Source organism: Stenotrophomonas sp. YJH_SMC_73 (assembly GCF_059370155.1).
The window spans coordinates 154,854-178,052 of the sequence record NZ_JCAFTJ010000009.1; the positions used below are offsets into that span (position 1 = coordinate 154,854).

Consider the following 23,199-nt stretch of genomic DNA (forward strand, 5'->3'; position numbering starts at 1 on the left):
GCGCTACAGCTGCGATTCCACCGGCAGCCAGCTGATCACCCGCGACAACCAGCGCTTGCGCGCCGTTGCCCCTGGCTCGGCCTCCACCCAGTGCGGTGGCGGTTCGCGCTCCAGCCAGCGCAACCGGCGGCGGTCGTCCAGTGCCAGCCACCAGCTGTGCCTGGGGTCAGCCAGGCGCAGGTATTCGTCCCGCAGCTGTGTACCCAGCACCGGATCGTCGAACAGCACACCCATTTCAGTGTTCAGGTAGGCCGAGCGCGGGTCCAGGTTGAAGGAGCCGACGAAACCGCGGCGGTCATCGATCAGGAATGCCTTGGTGTGCAGGCTCGCGCCGCTGCTGCCGAACACGCCGGCATCGCCCGACTGACCCTGTGCCTTCAGCTCGTACAGGTGGACGCCGGCTTCCAGCAGTGGCACGCGGTAGCCCATGTAGCCCCCGTGCACGGCGGCGACGTCGTTGGCGGCCAGCGAGTTGGTGACCACGCCCACCTGCACGCCCCGCCCGGCCATTGCCGAAAAGCCATCGAGGCCCTCGTTGCCGGGCACGAAGTAGGGCGAGATCAACAGGGCCTTGTGCCGGGCGGCCTGCAGCTCGCTGATCAGGGTCGACACCAGCCAGGTGGCGCGATCATCCCTGCGGTGCTTCATCGGCGGGTCCGACACGATGCGCACGGCACCGCTCCAGTGCAACGGCTCGGGGCTCGGGCGCTGCCGCTGGCGTGATTCGGCCACGCGCGCAAGGTAGGGGCGGGCCACGTCCCGCTGCGCCTCGTGGTCCGATTCGCGCACCAGCAGGCGCAGTTGTGCGTCGGTATGGAAGGCAAGCGCGGATACCGGGATGGCGGTTTCGCTGTTCCAGTAGTCGTCGAAGATCCGGTTGGCCTGCTCCACGGCGGGGCCGGCGACCAGCAGGTCCAGATCCTGGAAGTTCACGTCGGTGCGCGCGCTGAAGTACTCCTCGCCGATGTTGCGGCCACCGACGATTGCGACGCGGCCATCGGCGATCCAGCTCTTGTTGTGCATGCGGTGGTTCACGCTGAAGAAGCGCTGCACCATCTCCACCATGCGCAGGATGCCGGTCCGGTTGCGGAACGGGTTGTACAGGCGGATCTCGATGTTCGGATGGGCATCGAGCGCCATCATCAGCGCGTCCTTGTCCTTGGCATTCATGTCATCGAGCAGGATGCGCACGCGCACGCCGCGCTCGGCGGCGTCGTACAGCGCCTTGGCCATCAGGTGGCCGATCAGGTCGTCGTGCCAGATGTAGTACTGCAGGTCCAGGCTGCGGCCGGCCTGGGTGGTGATCATCGCGCGGGCGGCGAAGGCATCCATGCCATCGCTGAGGAAGGCCACGCCCGACTGGCCGGGATGGGCCGCCTGCAGCGGCACGATCTGCTGGTCGATGCGGGTCTGTGCCGGCTGCAGCGGCAGCACGTGCGAAGGCGCGCCATGCGCCTGCGGCGTGAGATGGTCGGCCAGCAGCAGCCCGGACAGGACCAGCAGCACCAGCACGGCGAGGATGATCGCGGCAACACGCAGCAGGCGTCGCCACAGCGGCTTGGGCAGGCTCATGCCCCGATGGTAGAGCCACGCCATGCGTGAAGGAATGCCTGCAGGATCGACAGGGGGTCAGAGCCCCTGCCTTCGGCACGGGATCCGACCCCCGGATCCCTCTCCACGGGAAAGGGCCCTGACCCGCACACCTCAGAACCGCTCGTCGCTGCCCAGGTAGCGCCACTGCCCCGGCGGCAGCGGCCCCAGCGCCACGCGTCCGATACGCAGGCGGCGCACGGCCGTGACCTGCAGGCCGGCGGCGCTGACCGCCACACGCAGCCCCTTGGCCGTCAGGCCCTTGCCGGCGAAGCGCAGGCGCTGCTCGCTCTGCCAGCTGACCTTGGCGCCGCCCGATTCCTGCTGCAGCCGCGCCATCAGCCACGGCCCGCGCTCGGGACCGCCTTCGGCCACTTCGATCAGGTATTCCTGCTCGGTACGGCCCAGGTTGCGCTGCAGGTGGGCCAGCGTGGCCGGATCCTGGCTGACCACCACCAGCCCGCTGTCGCTGGCCGGCAGCGAGGCGGCCAGCTGCAGGCCGTGGAAGTGACGCTGCAACGGGCGGATGTCGCTGGCATCAAGTTCGCTGCGGCTGTCACTGCTGACCAGGGCACACAGGGTTTCGGCGGCGACACCGGCCGGCTTGTGCAGCAGCATGCTGACCCGCTCGGCCTTTTCATCGCTGGCCTGTTCGGCCACCACGATCACCGCGCTGCCATCGACCGGGCGCTGCGGCTGTTCCACCACGTCGCCGTTGACCGTGACCCAGCCGCCCTCGATGTAGCGCCGCGCTTCGCCGCGCGGGATGCCGAGCAGGGCGGACAGGCGTTTGTCGAGACGGATCGGTTCCATGGCAGGCAGGTCGGGCAGGGGGCGCGCAGTGTAGCTGCTGCGGCCGGTCAGCGCTGGCCGCGGTTGGCCAGCTCGGTCAGGTACAGGCGGGTATCGAACTCCAGCTGCAGGTAGTCCGGCTCCATGTGCTGGCACAGCTGGTAGAAGGCCTTGTTGTGGTCGGCTTCCTTCAGGTGGGCCAGCTCATGCACCACGATCATGCGCAGGAACGCCGCGGGTGCCTGGCGGAACACGGTCGCGATGCGGATCTCGCGGCTGGCCTTGAGGCGGCCGCCGTGCACGCGGGAGATGGCGGTGTGGGTGCCCAGCGCGTGCTTGATCACTTCCAGCGTATTGTCGTAGCAGACCTTGTTGAGCGGCACCGACTTGCGCAGGTAACGGTCCTTCAGCTCCTGGGTGTAGTCGTACAGCTGGCGGTCGCTGCGCACCTCGTGCGGGTCGGGGTAGCGCTGCTGCAGCCAGGGGCCGAGCCTGCCCTGCGCCAGCAGCTCGCTGACCTGGGCAACCAGGGGTTCGGGATAACCGGTGAGGTACTTCAGGACTGCCATGCAGGGCCGGCGGGGCGTCGGTAGAATGGGGCATCCAAGATTACACGCGGTACGCACCGACCATGGCAAAGCCCAACGCGCTGCAGGAACAATTGCTCAAGGCCGGTCTGGCCAAGAAGTCGCAGGCCAGCGCCGCCGCACGCGAGCAGGCCAAGGCCCGCCAGGGCAAGGCCGAATCGACCTCGGCCGAGGTCCAGCGCGAGGCTGAACGTGCCCGCGCCGAGAAGGTCGAGCGCGACCGCGCACTGGCCGCCGAACGCAATGCCCAGGCCAGGCAGGCTGAACAGAAGGCCCAGGCCAGGCAGATCATCACGGCCCATGCCGTACCCCACAAGGGCGACGACGAGTACCGCTTCAGCGATGGCGCAGCGATCCGTACCCTGCTGATCGACCCCAAGCTGCGCAAGGCGCTGTCGGTGGGCGTGCTGGTCATCGTCGCCCACGGCGAGGGCTATGCGTTGCTGCCCCGCGCCGCCGCCGAAAAGGTGCGTGAACGCGCACCCGAAGCAATCATCGTCGACCACGGCCAGCCGGGCTCGACCGCCGAGATCTCCACCGGCAACGCAGAAGACGACGCCTATTACGCGCAGTTCCAGGTGCCCGACGACCTGGTCTGGTAAGCAAAAAGGGGACGGAGGGGATTAAGCCGCAATCGGCCTGATCGGATCCGTCGGCATTCTGTTTGGCATCCTGAAGAGCAGCCGAGCATGGCTCGGCTCTACATGAAGGCCTTCCTTTCTGCCGGGGTGTATCGTCCCCATATCGGGCGACACACCTGCGGAGGATAGCCATGGCCACCGGTTGGGCAGGAGACGGCGCGGTCCAGGACCAGATCGACGCCACCGTCGACGACGCGATCGCCCGCGCGCGGCGCCAGCTGCGCGAGGGACCCGGTCTGGAACACTGTGAGGAATGCGACGCGCCGATCCCGTTGGCGCGGCGCCAGGCTGTGCCTGGTGTGCGGTTGTGCGTTGCGTGCCAGCAGGCGCGGGACGACGAAGACCAGGCGCATGCCGGGTACAACCGGCGTGGCAGCAAGGACAGCCAGCTGAGGTAAAGGGGTGTTTTATTGCAGGGCTGCGCCCTGCACCTGCAGAAGCAACGTCAACATCAAAGGCGCCATCCATGGCGCTCACTGATCTGGCCCCCCTCAACCGGACCCACCCCGCCTTCGACAGATTTCCGCGATCTGTTGGAACCTGCTGCTGATGGTGGATGCCGACCGTTGGTCGGCACGGGGTCGGATCCAATTTTGACTATCGATATCTGACAGATGTGCCGACCAACGGTCGGCACCCACCAACAGCGCGCGGAATCTGTCAGAGGTGGGGGGGGTGGTTAGGAGCGTTGGCGCCATGGATGGCGCCAACGGTCCTGACCACCCACACCGCCCCGCCATCCCACGGAATGCCGCTCTTGATCTTGCTTCGGCTTCGGCTTCGGCCTCTGCAGGTGCAGGGCGCAGCCCTGCCGAAAACTCCACCCTCAACCGTCGCCCTGGATGCCGCCGGGGGCCTGCGCCGGGTCACGCCAGCGCCGTACCGTGCGCTGGAAGAACAGGTTGTTCGGCAGTTGCAGCACCGTGCCCTCGTGGCCCTCGCCGGTCTCCTGCAGCGTGGTGTAGATCAGGTTCACGTCGATCACCCGGCCCTTCAGGCCCGGCTTCTCGCCGTTCTCCAGCACCTCGATGTAGTCGTGCAGGCGGAACGGGCGGGTGGTGAAGATCAGCAGCGTGCAGAAGATGTTGGACAGCACGCTCCAGGCCGCGAAGAAGGCCACCGCGCCCACGGCCGCGAAGCCGGTGAACGCGGTCCACAGCACCGAGGGCTTCGCGCCGAGCAGACTGAGGATGTACAGCAGGGCACTGAAATAGACCACGAAACTGGTGATCCGGCGCGCGCCCATCACCATCTCGGGCGGCAACGTGTAGTGCTCGGCGAAGCGGCGGATCAGGCGCCGGGCGAGCACGCGCAGGAGCCACGCGACCAGAAGCACCCCTACGATCTGCAGGGCGACGCCGGCGTAGTTCAACCACGGGTGGGTCCAGGGCGGCAGGTGATCCTTCAGCGACAACATCATGGGGCGACAACAGGTGGCAATAACGACCTTCGATGTTACCCGGCGCGTGCCGGGGATTCGACCGCCGGGGCCCAGGCCAGGCACACCAGCGCCTGGCGGTGCTGTTGCAGGCAGGCACGGCCGTTACCGGGGTGCAGCTGCAGCGACAGGCCCAGTGCCTGCAGCACGACGCAGGCGGCGATCACCAGCAGGGCGGCGCAGGTTGGGCTGGACATGGCAGGACTCCTGGACGGCAATTTCGCGAAGGACCTTCCATGGATGCAGCAGGTGTCGAAAAGGTTGCACGGCAGTGATCGTCGTCCGGCTCTAAACCTTTTCCCGGGCCGCCGCATCCAAGCGATATGCTCGACACCACCATGCCCGCGCCGCCTGCCGCCCACGACGCCGTCGATGAACCCGCCCTGGTGCGGGCGGCCGCCGCCGGCGATACCTCGGCCTATGAACTGCTGTACCGGCGGCATGCACCGCGCGTGTTCGCCGTGCTGTGGCGGCTGTGCGGGGGCCAGCAGGCGCGTGCCGAAGACGCCTTGCAGGAAGCCTTCCTGCAGGCGTGGAAGGCGCTGCCGGGGTTCCGTTTCGAGAGCAGCCTGTCGACCTGGCTGCATCGCCTGGGCGTCAACGCTGCGCTGATGGAACTGCGTGGGCGCGCCGCCGGGCAGGATCACGACAGTCTTGATGATGTGGACGGAGGACTGCAGGAGCTGGCCGTACACGACCGCTGCGCCGGTACCGAGCGCGACCTGGAGCGCGCGCTGGCGACGCTGCCGCCGAGGGCGCGCGCGGTACTGGTGCTGCATGACATCGAGGGCTGGAAACACCAGGAGATCGCCGCGCAGCTGCAGATGGCCGTCGGCAGCTCCAAGGCACAGTTGCATCGTGCGCGCGGCCTGTTGCGCGCACGGCTGGGAGACATGACATGAGTACACACGAACACGATTCCGACCACGATCTGGTGGCCCGACTGCGCGCGCTGCCTTCCGAACGCGGCCTGCCCGCCGATGGCTGGACGCGGTTGTCGGCGCAGCTGCCGCCGCGTGAACCACAGGCGGCGCCTGCGCCGACCGGCAACGTGGTGGTGCTGCCGGGGCGTTCGCGCAGGCGCTGGTGGTTGCCGGTGGGGGCCGCACTGGCCGCAAGCCTGGCGCTCTACGCGGTGGCGCCGTGGCGCCATGCGCAACCGGACGCGCCGGTGCCGTCTACCCTGCAACTGCAGGCCGCGGCGATGACCGAGCAGTACCAGCAGGCAGTGGCCTCGTTGCCCGCAGGCCGGGCGCCGGAATGGCAGCCGGCGCTGCACGAACTCGATGAAAGCGCGGCACAGATCCGGGCCGCGCTGGCGCAGGATCCACGCGCGCCGCATCTGCTTGGCCAGCTCAAGCGCACCTATGCGTTGCGGCTGGAATTGACCCGGCAGGCGGCCTATGCCGCCGAGTCCGGCCTGACGACCTGAGGAGACCCCCGATGACACGAACCCTGATGACCTGCTGCGCCGCGCTGTTGCTGCTGCCCGCGGTGGCCCTGGCTGACACCCGGATCGACGAGCGCCACAACCTGGCCGCCGGCGGCCGCATCGAACTGAGCAACGTGGCCGGCAAAGTGAGCGTGCGTGGCTGGGACCGCAACGACGTGCAGCTCACCGGTACGCTAAGCGATGGCCTGCAGCTGCGCCAGGAGAAGAGTGCCAACCGCGTGCGCTGGGAGATCGAGTATCCGCGTCGCAACAACAACGGCGGCGCGACGCTGGTGCTGAACGTGCCGCGCTCGGTGGAACTGCTGCTGAGTACGGTCAGTGCCAGCCAGGACATCAGCGGCATCGATGTGCGCCGCCTGCAGGCCGACACGGTCAGCGGCAGCCTGAGCGCCTCCGGTCGCAGCGGCGACAGCAAGCTCAATACGGTCAGCGGCGGTGTCATCGCGCGCCTGCAGACGCCGAAGCTGGACGTGAACACGGTCAGTGGCCGCATCGAAGCCGGCGGCGGCGTGTCCGGTGACATCGGTGCACAGACGGTATCCGGCCGGGTCGAGGTCGATGCCGGGCGGGTGCAGCGGCTGGCGGTGGAAACCGTGTCGGGCAGCATCGACCTGTCGGCGGCCGGGCTGGCGCCGGGGGGCCGTATCAATGTCGAATCGGTGAGCGCGTCGGTCAACCTGCGCCTGCCACGCACGGTTTCGGCGCAGCTGTCGGTGAACAGCTTCAGCGGGTCGATCAACAGCGACGCCGGCCAGGTGGAACGGCCGCGCTACGGCCCGGGCAGCCATCTCGATACTCGGCTCGGCAATGGCGACGGTGACATCCGCATCCAGTCGCATTCGGGCAGTGTGCGGGTACGCCTGGATCGCTGAGCGCGGTCCGGCAGGCCGCGGCGGCAGCGCCGCCGCGGTCGGAGCTGGGTCAGCTGGCTTTCTTCAGCGCCCAGGTAGTGCCGAGGACTTCGATCTTGCCACCGGCCTTGCGGAACGCTGCCAGGTCCGAAGCGATCGAATCGCTGCTGACCACGGTGCTGGCGGCCGCGCCCTTGCGTTCGCTGCGGATGCTGTTGCTGGCCTTCGCGGGGGTCTTTGCCTTGCGGGGCATGGTTGCTCCTGTCAGGTGGAAGGGGAGGAAAGCGCCCAGGCATCGGCCTGGCGCAGGTAGTCCTGCCGCTCGCGGCGGCAGTCATCGCCGCCCATCGAGAACTGGCGGCAGATCGCCGGGCGCTGCGAATAGATCGTGCAGCGCAGGTGATAGGGATCGATCGCCGCGCACCAGCCTTCCTCGTTGCGCGCCATCACGGCACGGCCGTGGGTGTCGCGTGACAGGAACTGGCCGGGCACGTGGTCGCCGGGCTGCAGCAGCACGGGCAACCGGCAACAGACCGCGTCACAACGGCGGCAGTCGATGGGTGCAGGTGCTGCGTCAGGTTGTAAGGCCTCAGGGGCCTGGCGGGTGCCCAAAGCGGGTCTCAATGGCGGCTCAGGTGCTGCGCGGACCATGAACGAGCCAGGAAGGCATGGCCGCTAGGCCCGCTGGGCGGGCCAGGCTGCACCGTGGACACACACCGGCATGGCCGGTGGAAGGGGCAGCAGGGTTCTAGCCGACCAAGAGTAACTTAGACCGCGTAACGTTTTGTTAATCCTGGCTGGCTGCCGCCAGCGCAAGGCCCTGGACCACGCCCAGCGAGGGCTCGCCGTGGACCATGCGGGCGCCCGGGAAGGCGGCCGCCACCGCCTGGCGCAGGTAGCCGGCGCGGGACATGCCACCGGTCAGGAACACGGCATCCGGGTCGCCGCCGATGTCGCTGCGGACCTGGGCCAGCAGCTCGCGGATCTGCTCCAGGTAGCCATGGGCGGCGGCGGCCAGGCCGTCGGCGCTGCTGTCGGCATGCAGGTCGCGGGCGATGTAGTCCAGCGTGCTGCGGTGCTCGCTGGCAGCGCTGAGGGCGATCTTGGCGCGTTCGACGTCACGGTACAGGCGGGCGGTGTTGCCGGTGTCCTGCAGGGCCTGCAGGCGGTCGCCCCAGGGCGCGTCGACATGGTCGTACTTGTGCAGGCGGAATTCGCGCTGGCGGGTCATGTCCTGCACGGTGGCCGCTTCCACGTAGTGGTGGGCCGGCACGCGGGTGATGCCGCGGCCGAACAGCGGCATGTAGCTGGACAGGCTCAGCGCCAGGTCGATGTCGGTACCGCCGCGGGCGATACCCCAGGCGCGGTGGATGCGCGGGGCGTCGTCGCCGCCGACTTCGGCATGGGCGATGTCGGTGGTGCCGCCGCCGATATCGACGATTACCGCCTGGTGCCGCTCGCGGCTTTCGGCGTGGTAATGCATGGCCGCCGCGGCTGGCTCCTCGAGGAAATCAACCTGGTCGAAGCCGGCCTGGGTGGCCGCTTCACGCAGGATGTCCAGCGCCTGGTCGTTGCCGGCTGCGCCGATCGAACTGCGGAACTGCACCGGGCGCCCGAGCAGGGCGGCGCGCAGCGGCCGGCCGAGCTGGGCACTGGCGGTCAGGCGGATGTGTTCGAGGATGTGCGCGGCGATGCCGGTGATGGTCTGCTTCGCGCGCGGGTGCAGGTTGTAGCCGAGCATCGACTTCGGGCTCTGCACCAGGTTGCCTTCGTGTTCCTCGAAATAGGCTTCCAGCGCTTCGTCGCCGTAGACCGCGTTCTGCAGCAGGTCGTTGGCGCTGCGTTCCTTGCCGGCGCGGGCTTCCATCCATTCCCGGCGCAGCGCGCGCAGGGCTTCGCGGCGCAGCGCCTGCGGCGCGCGTTCCTGGCCGGCGGCACGCGCCGCGCGCGCGGCGCTGTCGATCATCTGCTGCAGCTGGTGTTCCTGGCCGTCGTCGAGCTGGAAGTCGTCCGGGTCGGGCACCACGCCGGGGAAGTACACACTGGTGCGGAACTGCTCGGCGTCGCCGAAGCGGATCGGCAGCAGTGTTCCCTCATGCACGATGGCGGCGGCGGAGTTGCTGGTACCGAAGTCGATGCCGAGGCGCATGGGGAGTTCCGGGGGCGATCAGGGGCCGCGCACTCTGCTGCAGTTCGCCGCCGACTGCAAGTTCCTGCGGCCTCCCATTCCGTATCGGGAGGCCGGATCGGGTCAAGCCGGGAGCCGGGCGCCGCCCGGAAAAGGGCAGGCGAGCCGGGCGGTTACAATGGCGGCTGTTGATTCACTTTGAGGTACTTGCTGATGTCTTCTGCCCCCGCCTGCCCGCAGTGCACCCTGGAAAACACCTATGCCGATGGCGCGCTGTGGATCTGCGCCGACTGCGGCTTCGAATGGACCGCCGAGGAAAGTGCCGGTTCGACCCTGGTCGTGCGTGACAGCAACGGCAATACCCTGCAGGCCGGTGACACCGTCACCGTGATCAAGGACCTGAAGGTGAAGGGTTCCTCGATCCCGCTCAAGCAGGGCACCGTGATCCGCAACATCCGCCTGGTCGAGGACGATGCCGAGCACATCGAAGGCAACTCGGACAAGATCAAGGGCCTGGTCCTGAAGACCTGCTTCCTCAAGAAGGCCTGACCGGCCTTCAGCGCCTGGCCTGCTGCTGTGCGCGCCAGCGGGCCAGGCTGTCCAGCTTGGCCTGGTAGCGCGCCTGCTGCGGGGCACCGCCCAGCGCCTGCGCGCGCAGCAGTTCACGATCGGCGCGCCTGAGCTGGCCGGCCAGGAAATAGGCCCGCGCCAGCCCGAAGTGGAACTGGTGTGCGGTGTCGTACAGGCGCACGGCCTGCCGGTAATAGCGGATCGCCTGATCCAGTCGGCCGGCGCGTTCGGCCTCGGCGCCGAGCATGTACTGCGCGAACGGATCCTCGCGCTGCACCGACTGCAGGCGCTGCTCCAGCGCCTGCGCCTGCATGACCATGCCCAGCTTCCGGTACAGCGCGCTGGCGTTGGTCAGTGCAGCGTCCTGGCGGCCGTCCAGTCGCAGCGCCGTTTCCAATGCCCGGCGCGCGGCGGCGGTATCGCCCGTACGGTTTTCCAGCACGCCCAGGTTGTTCCAGGTGGCGGCGAAGCTGTTGTCCTGTGCCAGCGCGGCATTGAAGAAGGTGCGTGCACCCACCAGATCGCCGCTGGCCATGCGTTCGGCGCCGCGGTTGTTGTAGAAGTGTGCCAATGCCCGTGCCTGGCTGATCGGCAGCGGCCCGCGGCGGTCGTACAGCACGTTGCGATCCAGATCGACGGTGGCGAAGCGGCCGGCGAAGCCGACCCCGGCATTGACGTGGCCGACGCTGTAGACCAGGCCCTGGGCCTGGTCCTGGTACCACGACACGACCTGGCCGACTTCCTGCACGCGTGCCTTGATGCCGGCTTCGCGTGCCAGCGCGACGAACATCAGGGTAAAGGCCAGGCAGTTGGCGCGCCGCTGCTGCCAGATCTCGCTGACGGTGAAGGTCGCATCGGCGTCGTACTGCAGGTCCAGGCCGTGGCGGTCGAAGATCATCTCCACCAGCGCCTGCAGGCGCTGCTCGCGGGAGTAACCGTGATTGATCACCTGCGTGCGCAGCATGTCGCGCATCGCCGGTGGAATCGCGAACACCTGCTGCGGCGTCGGCATCGCCGGAGTGGTGGTGCTGGCAACGGCCAGCGGCGCGGCCGTTCCCGGATGATCCTGTGCGATCGCGGACGGCGCTGCCAATGCGGCCAGTGCGAGCAGAACGAATCGGGCGGCAGGACGGTACATGACGGCTCCCGGCAGCGGCGGGCGCTCCCGCCTGAGGCGAGTGTAGACCTGTGCGCGCACCGCTGCAGCGACCGTTGGTCGGTCCGCACGTTCATCCACAACCGGTGTGGACCAGCGCTCGGGAAAGCTGTGGACAACCGCGTTGCGGCCTAGTGCGAAGGGCGTTGTGAGGACGTGGTGAAAAAAGCGACAGCTTGCCCGTCAACCGCGCAGGCGGGATGATCCGGGCATGGACTTTTCCCCGCTGACGCTCGCTCCGGCGCAGTGGCAGGCGCTGCAGGACAGCTATGCAACGCCACCACGCGCCTACCATCACTTCGGCCACGTGCGCGCGGTGCTGCAGCACTGCCAGGAGGTTGCCGACGGCCCCGGCTGGCAGCAGCCGGCCGAGGTCTACCTGGCCGTGCTCTACCACGATGCGATCTACGTGGCGGGGCGAAAGGACAACGAAGCACGTTCGGCGCAGATGGCCCTGCAGGCGATCACGCAGGCGCCGGAACTCGCCGCTGTCGATGCCGCCCGGGTCGAGCAGCTGATCCTGCTGACCGCCCGCCATGGCGCGCTCGGCCCGGACGATGTCGATGCCGAGGCCGCGCTGTTCCTGGACTGCGACATGGCGATCCTGGCCGCGCCGGAACCGGTGTTCACCGCCTATGACCGGGGCGTGGCCGAAGAGTACAAGGGCGTGGTGCCGGGCTTCCTGTATCGCGCTGGCCGCCGCCGTTTCCTGCAGGGCCTGCTGCGCGCACCGCGCATCTTCCTCAGCGAGTTCTTCCACCAGCGCCTCGACGCGGCCGCGCGCGACAACCTGCGGCGGCAGCTGGGGCGCTGAGCAAGCCCGCTACACTGGGGCCCGTTTCCACCGATTGCCGCTTCCAACCGTGTCCGTCCCTGATCCCGATCCCCGTCCGCTGCCGCCGGAAGAGCCCGGTCCCAACGAATGCTGTGGCAGCGGTTGCCCGCTGTGCGTGCTGGACCTGTATGCCGACGAGCTGCAGCGCTATCGCAAGGCGTTGGCCGAATGGCAGGCGCGGCACCCGGAAGCCTCCGCATGAGCCGCGCGCGTCCGGCGGCGCTGCTGGCGCTGGCCGCCCTGGTTCTGTTCCTGGTTACCGCGCTGTGGACCCAGTTCGCACGCACCGACCTGGACTGGGTGCGGGCCACGCTCAGCCTCTATCTGCACGGGCCGTGGGGGCTGGCGTTGCGTGCGGCGTACTGCCTGCTGGCACTGGCGATCACCCTGCTCGGCATCGCCCTTTACCGCGGCAGCATCGGCCCGCGGCGCAGCGCGGCGGCGCCGCTGCTGTTCACGGTCTCGGCGCTGGGCCTGGCCACGGTCGCCATCGGTGACAGCTGGCTGCCCGAAGCAACCCCGCTGCTGGCACCGTTCATCCACGGGTTGGCGGCCAACACTGCGTTCCTGTGTGCCAGCGTCGGCATGCTGCTGCAGGCCTGGTACCTGCGCCGCGAACCGGGCTGGCAATCCGCCGCCGGCCTGCTCTGGGGCTGGGCCTGGCTGGCCTTCGTGCTGCTGTGGCTGCACGTGCTGTGGCGTGGCGGGCCGCCGCGCGGGCTGGGGCAGAAAGTGGTGATCGTGGTGATCGTGGGCTGGCTGCTGTATCTGGCGCTGGCGCTGTATCGGCGCAGTCGTCGCGCCGCAGCCTGCTGAAACCCCAACGGCCTGCACCGGTACGTGCCGTGCACGTGGAGGCAGCGTATCGTGTGCGCATTCCATCGGGGCTGCGATATGAAGCGTGCAGGGCTGGGCAGGGTAATGGGCGTGGTGCTGGCGCTGGCCGCACTGCCGGCAACCGCGGCAGCGACCGTGCAGCAGTTCAGCCACGGGCGGTTCGAACAGATTCCGGTGCATATGCCGGCCGGTACCCCGCAGCGGGTGGTGATCTGGTTCCACGAACCGACTCCCGGTGGCGATACCAGCCGTCTGCCGATCGAGGCCCTGCGTGCCGACGGTGCGATGGTCGCCGCCGTGGACATCGCGCACCTGCGCGGCGTGCTCAAGCGCGAAGGCAACCCGACCTGTTCGTTCGGTTCCGGCGATGTCGAGAATTTCTCGCGCTGGCTGCAGGCCTCGCTGCATCTGCCCGGGTACCACCTGCCGCTGGTCGGCGGCGATGGCGAAGGCGCTGAAATGGCCTATGCGCTGGCTGCGCAGGCCGATACGCAGGTGTTCGCCGGCCTGCTCACCACTGGTTTCTGCCCGGACCACAACCACGAGCGCATGGTCTGCGGCGATGGCGTGAAGCGCAACACGCTGCAACCCGCCGAACTGAACTTCCCGTGGTTGAGTGCAGCCGGTGATCACGGCTGCAAGGCGGGCGAGGCCAGCGGTTTCGTGCAGCAGGTGGCGATGGCGCGCGAGTTCAAGCGCACGGCGCGTGGTGATGCCTCACCGGGCCTGGTGGCTGCAGCGCGGGTGATGGGTGCGCAGGCAGGCGTCAGCCTGGCACCGCCGCCGGCCGCGCTGAAGGGCCTGCCGGTGGTGGAAGTACCGTCGACCGGCAACGGCGACACGCTGGCCGTGTTCGTCTCCGGTGATGGTGGCTGGGCCGGCCTGGACAAGGACGTGGCGTCGTCGCTCAACGAGCACGGCGTGGCCGTGGTCGGCATCGACTCGCTGCGCTACTTCTGGAGCGAGCGCACGCCGAAGGGCTTCGCTGCTGACCTGCAGAAGATCATCGATCACTACCGCCAGCAGTGGCACCGCGACAAGGTGATGCTGATCGGTTTCTCGCAGGGGGCCGACGTGCTGCCGGCGACCATCAACCAGCTCGATGCCGATACCCGTGCAGCGCTGGATCGCATCGTGCTGCTGTCGGTAGGCAAGAAGGCCGACTTCGAGTTCCACGTCAGCAACTGGCTGGGCGGCGGCGGCGACGGCCTGCCGATCGCGCCGGAAGTGGCCAGACTGCCGGCGGAGAAAACGCTGTGCGTGTACGGCGACAAGGATGAGGACGCACTGTGCCCGGACCTGCCGGCCAATGACGGTGTGAAGAAGGTGAAGCTGCCGGGTGACCACCATTTCGGTGGTGACTATGATCGGCTGGCCGAGGTGATCCTCAAGGGCGGTATGTAGCGCTTGGTAGACGCCGACCTTGGTCGGCGCTGGGGCTGAGGGCGCCTTGGGGATGAGCGTGTCGACCAAGGTCGACACCTACCGGGCGGCAGGTGGCGCCGGGTATGCCTGGTGGTACGGGGCTTCAGTTGCGCCGCGGGTCCAGCGAGATCAGGCGCGTGGCATCCAGCAGTGCGGCCGGCAGGTGCATGCCGCCCGGCGCAGCGAGATAGCGTGGCCGCCACTGCGGGTCGAACTTCGACTTGAAGCGGCGCAGGCCACTGAAGCCGTAGAAGCGTTCGCCATGCCGCGCCAGCAGGCCGGCCAGGCGGTTCCAGCGGCCGGCCAGGCGATGCTGTGCCAGCCCGGACAGTGGCGCCATGCCCAGCGAGAAGCGTGCATAGCCCTGCGCGCGCCCCCACAGGAACAGTTCGATGAAGAGGAAGTCCATCGTCCCCTTCGGCGCCTCGTTGACGTGGCGCATCAGGTCCACCGACAGCTCGGCACCGGCCGGTGCCTGCCACAGGTTGGCAAACGCCACGATCTGGCCTTCGGCCTCCACCAGTGCCACCGGGAACCGCACCAGGTAATCCGGGTCGTAGCTGCCCAGCGAAAAGCCCTTTTCGTCGCCGGCCTTGTCTTCCAGCCACGCGTTGGAAATCGCGTGCAGGCGCGGCAGCAGGCTGGGAATTTCCTCCACCGGTGCCACACGGAAGGACAGGCCGCCGCGCTTGCCCCGGTTCCAGGCCTGGCGCAGGTCCGCACGTTCGCGGCCTTCCAGGCCGAAATCGTGCAGCGGCACCATCGCTTCTTCGCCCAGCTTGACCAGGCCCAGGCCCAGGTCGAGGTAGGTCTGCCAGTAGGACTCGCCGACCTGGTAGAACACCGGGCGCAGGCCGAGCCGGTCGGCTTCTTCGCGGAAGCGCCAGATCAATGCGCGGGCGACCTCCGGCGGGCCGACCGGATCGCCCATCGCGATCAGCGAACCGCCGTAGCGCTGCATCATCACGAAGCCCTGTTTCGCCTCGTCGCGCAGCACCGCCTTGTCGGCGGTCAGCACCAGGCAGGCCTGGGTATCGGTGGCACCGGCCAGTACCGGCGCCAGTGATTGCAGCGTGGCCTCGTCGGCGGCTGGCAGCGGGCTGCGCGTGCTGTGCAGCAGCCGCGCCAGGCCGAACATCACCAGCGCGATCGCCACGACCAGCAACGCGCGCAGCGCGCGTGGTGCGTTGCCGGATATCGCAAACTGCCACCACAGCTCGTTCTGGTACTCGACATGGCTGTAGGTGAAGAACAGCAGCCAGGTGACCGCGACCAGCACCAGGCCGAGGTTGCGCAGCCACGGCCATGACCAGGCTTCGTCCAGCAGCGCGCCCTGGCGGTAGAACTCGCGACGTGCGGCCCACAGTGCCATCGCCACCAGCACTGCCGAGACGGCGATCAACAGTTGGCCACCCCGCAGCCACAGCGGCAGCGGGGTGATCACGCACACCGCCATCGCCAGCACCCACGCGGCGTGGCTGCGCCGGGCCAGGCCCTGGCCGATCAGCAGCAGTGCGACGCCGCTGAGGCTGCCGATCAGGTGCGAGGTCTCCAGGATCGGCAGCGAGGCATTGACCAGGTGACGGCGTGGCGTCGGCAGCGTGCCGTCGATGACCAGTGCGGCGCCGATGCTGAACACCGCCAGCGCGATGATCTGCGGCAGCCACGGGCGCAGCGCGTTCCAGCCCGCACGGGTTGCCCCGGCGCTGGCCTGCAGCGGTTGGCGCAGGGCGGGCGCGAGCGCGAGCAGGGTGGCCAGCACCAGCGGCAGCACGTAGTAGGTGACGCGGTAGATCAGCGCCGCTGCCAGCACCGCCGCCGGTGCCACCTGCGGCAACAGCTTCAGCAGGCTCCACTCGAACACGCCAAGGCCGGCGGGCACGGTCGAGACCAGGCCGGCCAGCACGGCCACCAGGTACAGGCCGACGAAGCCGGGCAGTCCGGTCGGCGTGGAGTCCGGCAGCAGCACGTAGAACGCGGCACTGGCCAGCACCAGTTCGATCACGCTCAGCACGGTGACGCCGATCATGGTGCGGCGGTCGGGCAGCCACAACGCATGGCCGAACACGCTGAACTGCTGTCCATCGCGGCCGACCAGCAGCACGGTGCCGAGATATGCGAGCAGGGCGACGATGCCGACGATGCGCACGGCATCGGGATTCAATGGCAATGCCAACGCTGCCGCTGCAGGTTCCATGCACAGTGCCACGCTGATCAGCAGCCATGCCCCGAACACGAAGCCGAGCGTGCTCATCAGCACCACCTGGCCGATCTGCGCCAGGTCCAGGCCGGCGCTGCGGTAGCCACGCAGGCGCACCGCGCCGCCGGTCAACGCGGCAAAGCCCACGGTCTGGCCCAGCGTGTGCGCAAGGAACGCGGTGATGCCGACTCGCGCAGGGTGCACGCGGATGCCGCTGCGACGCAGGCCGATGGCATCGAAGCCGATCAGGCAGGCGTAACTGGCCAGGCCGAGTACCACGGTGAGCGCGATCTGCATGCCACTGAGCTGGCGGAACGCCTGGCGGATGGCCCGGTAGCCGTGCTCGTCGAACTCGTTGGCCAGGCCGTGCAGGGCCAGGGCGAGGATCAGCAGCGGGATGACGATGGTGGCAACCCGCTTCCAGGCTGGCGTGGAAGGGGCAGTGGTGGAATCGACGGGGACGGTCATCGGCGCAAGGGTGCGGCAGGAGGGGCGAGGGCGGTGTCAACGCGGGCGTGGCGCATCGTGCGCCTGTCATCGTCATTTGACCAGTGGGACCGTCGGAGCCCGGTAGTGACGTGTCGCGGAAGGTGCCCGTGCACCCACCGTCGACCGGATTGGAGGACAATGCAGGCCTGATCACCCGCAGGAGCCACGCCCATGATGGAGCGTTACGACGTCGGACCACGCATGTCCGAAATGACCGTGTACAACAAGGTCGCCTACCTCTCCGGCCAGATTCCGGAAGACACCAGCCAGGACATCACCGGGCAGACCCGGCAGGTGCTGGCGGAGATCGACAAGCTGCTGGCACTGGTCGCCAGTGATCGCCAGCACGTGCTGCGCGCGGAAGTGTTCCTGGCCGATATCGCCGACTTCGACGGCATGAACAAGGCGTGGGACGAGTGGGTGGTCGAGGGCGCGACCCCGGCCCGCGCAACCTTCGAAGCCAAGCTGGCCCACGCCGAGTGGAAGGTCGAGATCGTGGTGACGGCGGCCGTGCCGTAACTGCGGGATGGGGTCGGATCCCTTTCCCGCGGAAAGGAATCCGACCCCTGTTACAGGGGCAGCAACTCGATGCAATCCACCGGGCACGGCGGAATGCACAGTTCGCAACCGGTGCACAGATCGGCAATGACCGTGTGCATGTACTTGGCGCCGCCGACGATGGCGTCCACCGGGCAGGCCTGGATGCACTTGGTGCAGCCGATGCAGTCGGCTTCCACGATCAGCGCCACCTGCGGCACCTTGTGTTCGCCACGCGAACGATCAAACGGAATGGCAGGCACGCCCAGTACCTGCGCCAGCGCGCGCGCGCCGGCATCGCCGCCCGGCGGGCAGCGGTCCACGCCCACCTCGCCGCGCGCCATCGCCTGCGCATACGGGCGGCAGCCGTCGTAGCCGCACTGCCCGCATTGGGTCTGCGGCAGCAGGCGGTCGAGGCGTTCGGTCAGGGGCGGGATCAGGCTCATGCGTGGCGAAGGCTGCGCGTCGGGGTTACTTCAGGGGTTTGCCACGGAACCAGCGCTCGTGGGCCAGCGCCAGCATCGGCTTGTCTTCGGAACTGTCACCGTAGGCATGGATGCGCACGTAGCGCGACAGATCGAACTGGCGACGGATGTGCTCGACCTTGCGCGGGCCGCAGTCGCCACCGGCATAGCGACCGGTCAGGCGGCCGTCCTGGCTTTCCAGCCGGTTGCAGATCAGCTGCAGGCCCAGCTGCTCGCACCATGGCCGCAGGTACAGGTCCAGCGAGCCGGACACGATCACCACGGTATGCTGCTGTTCCCTGTGCCAGCGGATCTGCTCCAGCATTTCCGGGCGCACCACCTCGGGCAGGAACTCACGCGAGAAGCCTGCGGCCAGCGTGGCGATGTCATCGCTGTGGCGGTTGCTGAAGGTCAGGCGGGTGACGCGTGCACGGATGCGTTCGGCCGAGATCAGTTTCAGCTTGTATGCGGCCAGCCACGGGCCGACCTTCCACCACGCCTGCGCCAGCTGTTCGGCGGTGGCCACGCGGCGCAGGAAACGGCCATAGGTATCGCAGGTGGTCACGGTGTGGTCGAAGTCGAACAGCGCCAGTTCCATTCCATTGCTTCCCATCGCGTTGCCTCCGCTGGCCGATGCTGCCGGCAGGCGCGGCGGTGGCCGCGCCCGCTGCAGGCATCAGCGGACCGGCATGCCCGGCTGCGCGCCGCTGTCGGCGTCCAGCAGCGCCAGCGCGCCGCCGTCGAAACCGGCCGACAGGATCATGCCTTCGCTCAGGCCGAAGCGCATCTTGCGCGGGGCCAGGTTGGCGATGAACACCACGCTGCGACCGACCAGGGCTTCCGGCTCGCCGTAGCTGCCACGGATGCCGGAGAAGATCTGGCGCTTGCCCAGTTCGCCGGCATCCAGTTCGAAGCGCAGCAGCTTGTCCGAACCTTCCACGAACTCGCACACCAGCACCTTGCCGATGCGCAGGTCGAGCTTGGCGAAATCGTCGATGCCGATATAGGCCGGAGCATCGGCGCTCTTCGCGTCGTCCCTGGCCGGGGCCGGTGCGGCCGGCTTGGCGGCGTCGGTCCTGGCGGCGGGGGCGGCAGCGGCGGCCGGCTGCAGGGTGTCCTTGGAGGCGTCGATCATGGCGTCAATCTTCTTCGGGTCGATACGGGTGAACAGCGGGGTGTAGTCGGTGATGCGGTGGCCCAGCAGCGGCTGTGCCAGTTCGGTCCAGTCATTGACCGGCGCGGCCAGGAAGGCCTCGGCCTGCGCGGCGGTGGCCGGCAGCACCGGCTTCAGTGCGGTGACCAGCACGCGGAACAGGTTCAGGCCCTGGCTGCACACGGCCTGCAGCTGCGCGTCGGCGCCTTCCTGCTTGGCGATGACCCACGGCTTGACGTCGTCGATGTAGCGGTTGGCTTCGTCGGCCAGGGTCATGGTCAGGCGGATCGCCGCAGCCGGGTCGTTGCGCTCGTAGGCTTCACGGATCGGCGCCAGGCCGTCGACGAAGCGCTGGTACTGCGCCGCGTCGGGCAGCTGCGCGGCCAGCTGGCCGTCGAAGCGCTTGCTGATGAAGCCGGCGCAGCGGCTGGCCAGGTTGACGAACTTGCCGACCAGGTCGGCGTTGACGCGGGCGATGAAATCACCCAGGTTCAGGTCAAGATCGTCGACGCCACCGCCGGACTTGGCGGCGTAGTAATAGCGCAGCGCTTCCGGCTCCAGGCCGGCATCGAGGAAGGTACGCGCCATCACGAAGGTGCCGCGCGACTTGCTCATCTTGGCACCGTCCACGGTCAGGTAGCCATTGACGTGCAGGCGGGTCGGCGCGCGGTGGCCGGTACCGTGCAGCACCGCCGGCCAGAACAGGCCGTGGAAGTTGACGATGTCCTTGCCGATGAAGTGGTGCAGTTCGGTGGCGGTGCCGGCGCGCAGGTGCGCGTCGAAGTCCTCGCCGAGCTTGCCGCACAGGGTCTGGAAGCTGGACAGGTAGCCGATCGGCGCATCCAGCCAGACATAGAAGTACTTGCCCGGCTGGCCGGGAATCTGGAAACCGAAGTACGGCGCATCGCGCGAGATGTCCCACGCGCGCAGGCCACCTTCGGCGTTGAGCCACTCACCCAGCTTGGCCTTCACGCCCGGCAGGGCGACATCGCCGGCCAGCCATTCGCGCAGGAATGCATCGAAGTGGCCCACCTCGAAGAAGAAGTGCTCCGAATCGCGCATTTCCGGCGTGGCGCCGGAGATGACCGAACGCGGCTCCTTCAGGTCGGTCGGTGCATAGGTCGCGCCGCAGACTTCGCAGTTGTCGCCGTACTGGTCGGGGCTGCCGCAGTTCGGACAGATGCCCTTGACGTAGCGGTCGGGCAGGAACATGCCCTTGGCCGGGTCGTAGAACTGGGCGACCGAACGGCGGCTGATGTGGCCGGCCGCTTCCAGCTTCAGGTAGAACTGCTCGGTCAGTGCCTTGTTGGCCGCCGAGTTGGTCGAGTCGTAGTGGTCGAAGGCCACGCCGAAGGCGGCGAAGTCACGTTCGTGGCTGGCCTGGATGTTGGCGATGAAGGTTTCCGGGGTGACCCCGGCCTTTTCCGCGGCCAGCATGATCGGCGTGCCGTGGGTGTCGTCGGCGCAGACGAACCAGGCCTTGCCGCCGCTCATTCGCCGCGCACGCACCCAGATGTCGGCCTGGATGTAGCCGACCAGGTGGCCCAGGTGCAGCGGGCCGTTGGCGTAGGGCAGGGCGGTGGTGACGAGCGCGGTACGGGTCATGGTCGCGGGGTGAAGCCGAGGGGAACCGCAGAGTATCGCATGCCCGCAACGACGTGACCCGGCCGGGGCCGGGTCACGGGGATGAAGCGGGGGCCGGGGCGCTTATTCGCGCTGCCAGGTCTGCGCGCGGCAGATGAAGGCGATGCAGCCGGACACGTCCAGCCTGGTGCCACCCGGCTGCAGCTCCATCTTCGACTTGTAGGTCTTGCCGTTGGCCGGGTCGAGGATGGTGCCGCCGGACCACTTGTTGGCGCCATCGGCCTTCAGGTTCCAGAGGATGGTCATGCCCTTCACCGGCTTGTTCCTGTTGGCGCCTTCACATCCATCGCAGACCGGGTTCGGGCCCTTGTCCGAGTGCAGGATGTCGACCACCTTGCCGGTCAGGGTGCCGTTGGCGGCTTGGCTGATCTCGACGATCGACTTCACCTTGCCGGTCTTGTCGTCGATGGTCTTCCAGCGGCCGGCGGCGCCGTCGGCGGCCTGGGCCGACAGGGCGGCCAGGCACAGCGGCAGTGCCAGCAGCAGGGTCTTGAAGGTGTTGCGCATGGTCCCCTCCCAGGGTTCATTCCGGCACGGTGCCGGCATGGGTCGACTGTATACCCATTCGGCGGGGTATGGGGAAGGGGGGCTTTGCAGGACTGCGCCCTGCACCTGCAGAGGCAGCCGCAACAGCCGGAGCAACAGCAAAAGCGGACTTGCTGAGGGATGGCGGGGCACTGTGGGTTTGCGGGGCCGCCGTAAACCCGTCCCTGGGGGCTTGGTCGCCGCATCCATGCGGCTCACACCCCGCAAACCCACAATGCCCCGCCTTCGACAGTTTCCGGCGATCTGCCGGTGCTGGTGCGGTTGGTGGGTGTCGACCTTGGTCGACACAGATCCATGCCATGCGTGGATGACGTTTCCGGTGGCGGCGATGGGGTCAGATCCCTTTTCCGTCGGAAAAGGGATCTGACCCCCGGGGACGTCAACCGGCTTCGTACAGCTCCAGCGGCAGGTCGTCGGGGTCGGCGAAGAAGGTGAAGCGGCGGCCGGTGTACTCGTCCACGCGGATCGGTTCGCACGCTACGCCGTGCGCTGACAGGCGCTGGATGAAGGGTTCCAGCGTGGCCACGCGGAACGCGAGGTGGCGCAGGCCCTGGGCTTCCGGGCGGCTGGGACGGGGCGGCGGCGAGGGGAAGGAGAACAGTTCCAGCTGGCCGCCGTCGGGCAGGGCCAGGTCCAGCTTCCAGGAATCGCGCGCGGCGCGGTGGTTCTCGGCCAGCACGCGCAGGCCGAGGATGCGCACGTAGAAGTCTTTTGAACGTGCGTAGTCGCTGCAGATCAGTGCGGCGTGGTGGATGCCCAGCAGGGCACCGGAATCGGCGGTCATTGCAGGGTGTCCAGCCAGCGCTGGGCGATCTTCAGCGCCAGCGGATAGGGTTCGGGGTCGTTGCGGTTGGTCAGAACGATCACGGTCAGGTGTTTTTCCGGGTGGCGCACGATCACGTTGCGGAAGCCGATGCTCTCGCCGCTGTGCCATTGCACGGGGCCATTCAGCCGCCAGCCGAACCCGTAGTGCGGTACATCCGGTTCGGGCGTCGATGTGGCGGGGCTGAACATCGCGCGGCGCGAGGCCTTCGACAGCAGGCGGTCGTCGTACAGCGCCGCATCCCAGCGGGCCAGGTCGTCCAGCGAGGAATAGATGCCGCCATCGCCGAGCACGGCGCTGGTGGTGCTCTGGTCGGTGCGCTGCCAACGGCCATCGATCCAGCTGTAGCCATAGGCGCGTGCGGCGATGGTATCGATGCCGTCCTGATGGGCCACGGTGTGGGCCATGCCCAGCGGGCGGAAGATGCGCTGTTGCAGGAAGGCTGCGAAATCCTGGCCGGAGGCGCGGCCGACGATCAGTGCCAGCAGCGCATAGCCGCTGTTGCTGTAGTGGTACTGCGTGCCGGGCGCGAAGTTCAGCCGGTCCTGGCGCGACAGCAGGGTCAGCACATCGGCGTCATGCACCTGCCGAGCATCAGCCGGGTCCATCAGGTCTTCGTAGTCGGGCAGGCCACCGGTATGCGAGAGCAGCTGGCGGATGGTGATGGCGGCCGCAGCCGGGGGCAGTTCGGGCAGCCATTGCCGGGCAGGTTGGTCCAGCCCGAGCCGGCCATCTTCCACCAGCAGCAGCACCGCCGCAGCGGTGAACTGCTTGCTGACCGAGGCCAGCCGGAAGTTGCTGGCCGCGGTGACCGCCGTGCCGTCCTCCACCACCGCCAGGCCATAGCCGCGCCGGAATACCGGTTTGCCGTCATGCAGCACCAGTACGGCGGCGCCGGGCACCTGGCCGTCGTAGGCCTGCATCAGGCCGTCGATGCCCGCATCCGGTGGGGCCAGCACCGGTGCGGCAACGGTGGCCAGCGGCAGCAGGCCCAGCACGGCGGCGAACAGGGCGACGGCAGGACGCATGGCGGCTCCGGA

At 68.3% G+C, this 23,199-nt stretch carries 27 protein-coding genes; 11 read left to right on the top strand and 16 right to left on the bottom strand.

Annotated elements, in window-relative coordinates:
- Positions 1 to 3: 3 nt before the first annotated feature.
- From AC5P8R_RS15580 to AC5P8R_RS15590, 3 genes are all read right to left on the bottom strand, one after another.
- Positions 4 to 1,596, bottom strand: a complete 1,593-nt coding sequence (locus AC5P8R_RS15580) for a phospholipase D family protein (RefSeq protein WP_049404698.1) — start codon at positions 1,594 to 1,596, stop codon at positions 4 to 6.
- Between the two features lie 108 nt (positions 1,597 to 1,704).
- A complete protein-coding gene (locus AC5P8R_RS15585; RefSeq protein ID WP_046431915.1) occupies positions 1,705 to 2,403 on the bottom strand; it encodes an RNA pseudouridine synthase in 699 nt (232 codons plus the stop codon).
- Positions 2,404 to 2,450: 47 nt separating this feature from the next.
- Entirely contained in the window at positions 2,451 to 2,951 is a 501-nt protein-coding gene (locus AC5P8R_RS15590; RefSeq protein WP_014647976.1) for a M48 metallopeptidase family protein, read from the bottom strand.
- Positions 2,952 to 3,013: 62 nt separating this feature from the next.
- Here AC5P8R_RS15590 and AC5P8R_RS15595 point away from each other — a divergent pair, with 62 nt between their 5' ends.
- Together AC5P8R_RS15595 and AC5P8R_RS15600 are read left to right on the top strand one after the other, a co-directional pair.
- Positions 3,014 to 3,571: a DUF2058 domain-containing protein gene (locus AC5P8R_RS15595; RefSeq protein ID WP_014647975.1), complete on the top strand. Its 558-nt coding sequence runs from the start codon at positions 3,014 to 3,016 to the stop codon at positions 3,569 to 3,571.
- Positions 3,572 to 3,741: 170 nt separating this feature from the next.
- Positions 3,742 to 4,008, top strand: a complete 267-nt coding sequence (locus tag AC5P8R_RS15600; RefSeq protein ID WP_014647974.1) for a DksA/TraR family C4-type zinc finger protein — start codon at positions 3,742 to 3,744, stop codon at positions 4,006 to 4,008.
- Between the two features lie 428 nt (positions 4,009 to 4,436).
- Here the strand turns inward: AC5P8R_RS15600 and AC5P8R_RS15605 are convergent, their stop codons facing one another.
- Together AC5P8R_RS15605 and AC5P8R_RS15610 are read right to left on the bottom strand one after the other, a co-directional pair.
- Positions 4,437 to 5,030 (bottom strand): mechanosensitive ion channel family protein, encoded by a 594-nt coding sequence (locus AC5P8R_RS15605; RefSeq protein WP_014647973.1) that lies wholly within the window; start codon positions 5,028 to 5,030, stop codon positions 4,437 to 4,439.
- A 35-nt stretch (positions 5,031 to 5,065) separates the two neighbouring features.
- Positions 5,066 to 5,245 (bottom strand): hypothetical protein, encoded by a 180-nt coding sequence (locus AC5P8R_RS15610; protein WP_014647972.1) that lies wholly within the window; start codon positions 5,243 to 5,245, stop codon positions 5,066 to 5,068.
- Between the two features lie 126 nt (positions 5,246 to 5,371).
- Between AC5P8R_RS15610 and AC5P8R_RS15615 the strand changes: the two genes are divergently transcribed.
- From AC5P8R_RS15615 to AC5P8R_RS15625, 3 genes are read left to right on the top strand one after another with little or no spacing between them, the layout of a single operon-like run.
- Positions 5,372 to 5,950, top strand: coding sequence for an RNA polymerase sigma factor (locus tag AC5P8R_RS15615; RefSeq protein WP_032958649.1), 579 nt, complete (start codon positions 5,372 to 5,374; stop codon positions 5,948 to 5,950).
- Positions 5,947 to 6,480 (top strand): hypothetical protein, encoded by a 534-nt coding sequence (locus AC5P8R_RS15620; protein ID WP_014647970.1) that lies wholly within the window; start codon positions 5,947 to 5,949, stop codon positions 6,478 to 6,480. The genes AC5P8R_RS15615 and AC5P8R_RS15620 overlap by 4 nt, the downstream gene beginning before the upstream one ends.
- Positions 6,481 to 6,491: 11 nt before the next feature.
- On the top strand, positions 6,492 to 7,373 hold the full coding sequence (locus tag AC5P8R_RS15625; RefSeq protein WP_032958651.1) for a DUF4097 family beta strand repeat-containing protein: 882 nt from the start codon (positions 6,492 to 6,494) through the stop codon (positions 7,371 to 7,373).
- A 49-nt stretch (positions 7,374 to 7,422) separates the two neighbouring features.
- Here the strand turns inward: AC5P8R_RS15625 and AC5P8R_RS15630 are convergent, their stop codons facing one another.
- The 3 genes from AC5P8R_RS15630 to AC5P8R_RS15640 all read right to left on the bottom strand — a co-directional run bounded on the left by AC5P8R_RS15630 (position 7,423) and on the right by AC5P8R_RS15640 (position 9,501).
- Positions 7,423 to 7,605, bottom strand: a complete 183-nt coding sequence (locus AC5P8R_RS15630) for a hypothetical protein (RefSeq protein ID WP_005410566.1) — start codon at positions 7,603 to 7,605, stop codon at positions 7,423 to 7,425.
- Between the two features lie 11 nt (positions 7,606 to 7,616).
- Positions 7,617 to 7,910 (bottom strand): YkgJ family cysteine cluster protein, encoded by a 294-nt coding sequence (locus tag AC5P8R_RS15635; protein WP_053462562.1) that lies wholly within the window; start codon positions 7,908 to 7,910, stop codon positions 7,617 to 7,619.
- A 229-nt stretch (positions 7,911 to 8,139) separates the two neighbouring features.
- A complete protein-coding gene (locus AC5P8R_RS15640) occupies positions 8,140 to 9,501 on the bottom strand; it encodes an Hsp70 family protein (RefSeq protein WP_164077475.1) in 1,362 nt (453 codons plus the stop codon).
- 192 nt (positions 9,502 to 9,693) lie between these two features.
- Here AC5P8R_RS15640 and AC5P8R_RS15645 point away from each other — a divergent pair, with 192 nt between their 5' ends.
- Entirely contained in the window at positions 9,694 to 10,029 is a 336-nt protein-coding gene (locus AC5P8R_RS15645) for a zinc ribbon domain-containing protein YjdM (protein WP_010482882.1), read from the top strand.
- A gap of 7 nt (positions 10,030 to 10,036) precedes the next feature.
- Here the strand turns inward: AC5P8R_RS15645 and AC5P8R_RS15650 are convergent, their stop codons facing one another.
- Positions 10,037 to 11,188 carry a tetratricopeptide repeat protein gene (locus AC5P8R_RS15650; RefSeq protein ID WP_014647967.1) on the bottom strand — a complete coding sequence of 384 codons (1,152 nt, stop codon included), beginning with the start codon at positions 11,186 to 11,188 and terminating at the stop codon, positions 10,037 to 10,039.
- Positions 11,189 to 11,417: 229 nt separating this feature from the next.
- Between AC5P8R_RS15650 and AC5P8R_RS15655 the strand changes: the two genes are divergently transcribed.
- The 4 genes from AC5P8R_RS15655 (at position 11,418) to AC5P8R_RS15670 (ending at position 14,282) form a co-directional block, all read left to right on the top strand.
- Positions 11,418 to 12,020, top strand: coding sequence for an HD domain-containing protein (locus AC5P8R_RS15655; protein WP_014647966.1), 603 nt, complete (start codon positions 11,418 to 11,420; stop codon positions 12,018 to 12,020).
- A 49-nt stretch (positions 12,021 to 12,069) separates the two neighbouring features.
- The gene (locus AC5P8R_RS15660; RefSeq protein ID WP_032958663.1) at positions 12,070 to 12,243 is read left to right on the top strand and encodes an oxidoreductase-like domain-containing protein; all 174 of its coding nucleotides are present in this window, start codon (positions 12,070 to 12,072) and stop codon (positions 12,241 to 12,243) included.
- A complete protein-coding gene (locus AC5P8R_RS15665; RefSeq protein WP_014647965.1) occupies positions 12,240 to 12,857 on the top strand; it encodes a DUF998 domain-containing protein in 618 nt (205 codons plus the stop codon). The genes AC5P8R_RS15660 and AC5P8R_RS15665 overlap by 4 nt, the downstream gene beginning before the upstream one ends.
- A gap of 78 nt (positions 12,858 to 12,935) precedes the next feature.
- Entirely contained in the window at positions 12,936 to 14,282 is a 1,347-nt protein-coding gene (locus AC5P8R_RS15670; RefSeq protein WP_032958666.1) for a virulence factor family protein, read from the top strand.
- A gap of 124 nt (positions 14,283 to 14,406) precedes the next feature.
- Here the strand turns inward: AC5P8R_RS15670 and mprF are convergent, their stop codons facing one another.
- Positions 14,407 to 16,971, bottom strand: a complete 2,565-nt coding sequence (mprF, locus tag AC5P8R_RS15675) for a bifunctional lysylphosphatidylglycerol flippase/synthetase MprF (protein WP_180834825.1) — start codon at positions 16,969 to 16,971, stop codon at positions 14,407 to 14,409.
- Between the two features lie 192 nt (positions 16,972 to 17,163).
- On the opposite strand from mprF, the gene AC5P8R_RS15680 reads away from it, so the two are divergent.
- The gene (locus AC5P8R_RS15680; RefSeq protein WP_005418155.1) at positions 17,164 to 17,511 is read left to right on the top strand and encodes a RidA family protein; all 348 of its coding nucleotides are present in this window, start codon (positions 17,164 to 17,166) and stop codon (positions 17,509 to 17,511) included.
- Between the two features lie 50 nt (positions 17,512 to 17,561).
- Here the strand turns inward: AC5P8R_RS15680 and rnfB are convergent, their stop codons facing one another.
- The 6 genes from rnfB to AC5P8R_RS15710 form a co-directional block, all read right to left on the bottom strand.
- Complete coding sequence (gene rnfB, locus AC5P8R_RS15685; protein WP_014647962.1) at positions 17,562 to 17,975, bottom strand: Rnf electron transport complex subunit RnfB; 414 nt, start codon at positions 17,973 to 17,975, stop codon at positions 17,562 to 17,564.
- A 25-nt stretch (positions 17,976 to 18,000) separates the two neighbouring features.
- A complete protein-coding gene (locus AC5P8R_RS15690) occupies positions 18,001 to 18,591 on the bottom strand; it encodes an HAD family hydrolase (protein WP_032958670.1) in 591 nt (196 codons plus the stop codon).
- A 78-nt stretch (positions 18,592 to 18,669) separates the two neighbouring features.
- Complete coding sequence (gene metG, locus AC5P8R_RS15695) at positions 18,670 to 20,751, bottom strand: methionine--tRNA ligase (RefSeq protein ID WP_495223601.1); 2,082 nt, start codon at positions 20,749 to 20,751, stop codon at positions 18,670 to 18,672.
- Positions 20,752 to 20,853: 102 nt separating this feature from the next.
- Positions 20,854 to 21,297, bottom strand: a complete 444-nt coding sequence (locus AC5P8R_RS15700) for a DUF2147 domain-containing protein (protein ID WP_032958676.1) — start codon at positions 21,295 to 21,297, stop codon at positions 20,854 to 20,856.
- A 418-nt stretch (positions 21,298 to 21,715) separates the two neighbouring features.
- Positions 21,716 to 22,120, bottom strand: coding sequence for an SMU1112c/YaeR family gloxylase I-like metalloprotein (gene gloA2, locus AC5P8R_RS15705; RefSeq protein ID WP_495223602.1), 405 nt, complete (start codon positions 22,118 to 22,120; stop codon positions 21,716 to 21,718).
- Positions 22,117 to 23,187 carry a serine hydrolase domain-containing protein gene (locus AC5P8R_RS15710; RefSeq protein ID WP_014647958.1) on the bottom strand — a complete coding sequence of 357 codons (1,071 nt, stop codon included), beginning with the start codon at positions 23,185 to 23,187 and terminating at the stop codon, positions 22,117 to 22,119. The genes gloA2 and AC5P8R_RS15710 overlap by 4 nt, the downstream gene beginning before the upstream one ends.
- Positions 23,188 to 23,199: the final 12 nt, after the last annotated feature.

Excerpts from the sequence above, each read along its gene's own strand:
- AC5P8R_RS15625 (WP_032958651.1), top strand. The coding sequence starts at position 6,492 with ATGACACGAACCCTGATGACCTGCTGCGCCGCGCTGTTGCTGCTGCCC.
- AC5P8R_RS15650 (WP_014647967.1), bottom strand. The coding sequence starts at position 11,188 with ATGTACCGTCCTGCCGCCCGATTCGTTCTGCTCGCACTGGCCGCATTG.
- AC5P8R_RS15595 (WP_014647975.1), top strand. The coding sequence starts at position 3,014 with ATGGCAAAGCCCAACGCGCTGCAGGAACAATTGCTCAAGGCCGGTCTG.
- gloA2 (WP_495223602.1), bottom strand. The coding sequence starts at position 22,120 with ATGACCGCCGATTCCGGTGCCCTGCTGGGCATCCACCACGCCGCACTG.
- AC5P8R_RS15610 (WP_014647972.1), bottom strand. The coding sequence starts at position 5,245 with ATGTCCAGCCCAACCTGCGCCGCCCTGCTGGTGATCGCCGCCTGCGTC.
- AC5P8R_RS15585 (WP_046431915.1), bottom strand. The coding sequence starts at position 2,403 with ATGGAACCGATCCGTCTCGACAAACGCCTGTCCGCCCTGCTCGGCATC.
- AC5P8R_RS15620 (WP_014647970.1), top strand. The coding sequence starts at position 5,947 with ATGAGTACACACGAACACGATTCCGACCACGATCTGGTGGCCCGACTG.
- AC5P8R_RS15640 (WP_164077475.1), bottom strand. The coding sequence starts at position 9,501 with ATGCGCCTCGGCATCGACTTCGGTACCAGCAACTCCGCCGCCGCCATC.
- AC5P8R_RS15615 (WP_032958649.1), top strand. The coding sequence starts at position 5,372 with ATGCTCGACACCACCATGCCCGCGCCGCCTGCCGCCCACGACGCCGTC.
- rnfB (WP_014647962.1), bottom strand. The coding sequence starts at position 17,975 with ATGAGCCTGATCCCGCCCCTGACCGAACGCCTCGACCGCCTGCTGCCG.
- AC5P8R_RS15580 (WP_049404698.1), bottom strand. The coding sequence starts at position 1,596 with ATGGCGTGGCTCTACCATCGGGGCATGAGCCTGCCCAAGCCGCTGTGG.
- AC5P8R_RS15680 (WP_005418155.1), top strand. The coding sequence starts at position 17,164 with ATGATGGAGCGTTACGACGTCGGACCACGCATGTCCGAAATGACCGTG.
- AC5P8R_RS15710 (WP_014647958.1), bottom strand. The coding sequence starts at position 23,187 with ATGCGTCCTGCCGTCGCCCTGTTCGCCGCCGTGCTGGGCCTGCTGCCG.
- AC5P8R_RS15605 (WP_014647973.1), bottom strand. The coding sequence starts at position 5,030 with ATGATGTTGTCGCTGAAGGATCACCTGCCGCCCTGGACCCACCCGTGG.
- AC5P8R_RS15690 (WP_032958670.1), bottom strand. The coding sequence starts at position 18,591 with ATGGAACTGGCGCTGTTCGACTTCGACCACACCGTGACCACCTGCGAT.
- AC5P8R_RS15665 (WP_014647965.1), top strand. The coding sequence starts at position 12,240 with ATGAGCCGCGCGCGTCCGGCGGCGCTGCTGGCGCTGGCCGCCCTGGTT.
- AC5P8R_RS15630 (WP_005410566.1), bottom strand. The coding sequence starts at position 7,605 with ATGCCCCGCAAGGCAAAGACCCCCGCGAAGGCCAGCAACAGCATCCGC.
- AC5P8R_RS15600 (WP_014647974.1), top strand. The coding sequence starts at position 3,742 with ATGGCCACCGGTTGGGCAGGAGACGGCGCGGTCCAGGACCAGATCGAC.
- AC5P8R_RS15655 (WP_014647966.1), top strand. The coding sequence starts at position 11,418 with ATGGACTTTTCCCCGCTGACGCTCGCTCCGGCGCAGTGGCAGGCGCTG.
- AC5P8R_RS15590 (WP_014647976.1), bottom strand. The coding sequence starts at position 2,951 with ATGGCAGTCCTGAAGTACCTCACCGGTTATCCCGAACCCCTGGTTGCC.
- mprF (WP_180834825.1), bottom strand. The coding sequence starts at position 16,971 with ATGACCGTCCCCGTCGATTCCACCACTGCCCCTTCCACGCCAGCCTGG.
- AC5P8R_RS15670 (WP_032958666.1), top strand. The coding sequence starts at position 12,936 with ATGAAGCGTGCAGGGCTGGGCAGGGTAATGGGCGTGGTGCTGGCGCTG.
- AC5P8R_RS15645 (WP_010482882.1), top strand. The coding sequence starts at position 9,694 with ATGTCTTCTGCCCCCGCCTGCCCGCAGTGCACCCTGGAAAACACCTAT.
- metG (WP_495223601.1), bottom strand. The coding sequence starts at position 20,751 with ATGACCCGTACCGCGCTCGTCACCACCGCCCTGCCCTACGCCAACGGC.
- AC5P8R_RS15700 (WP_032958676.1), bottom strand. The coding sequence starts at position 21,297 with ATGCGCAACACCTTCAAGACCCTGCTGCTGGCACTGCCGCTGTGCCTG.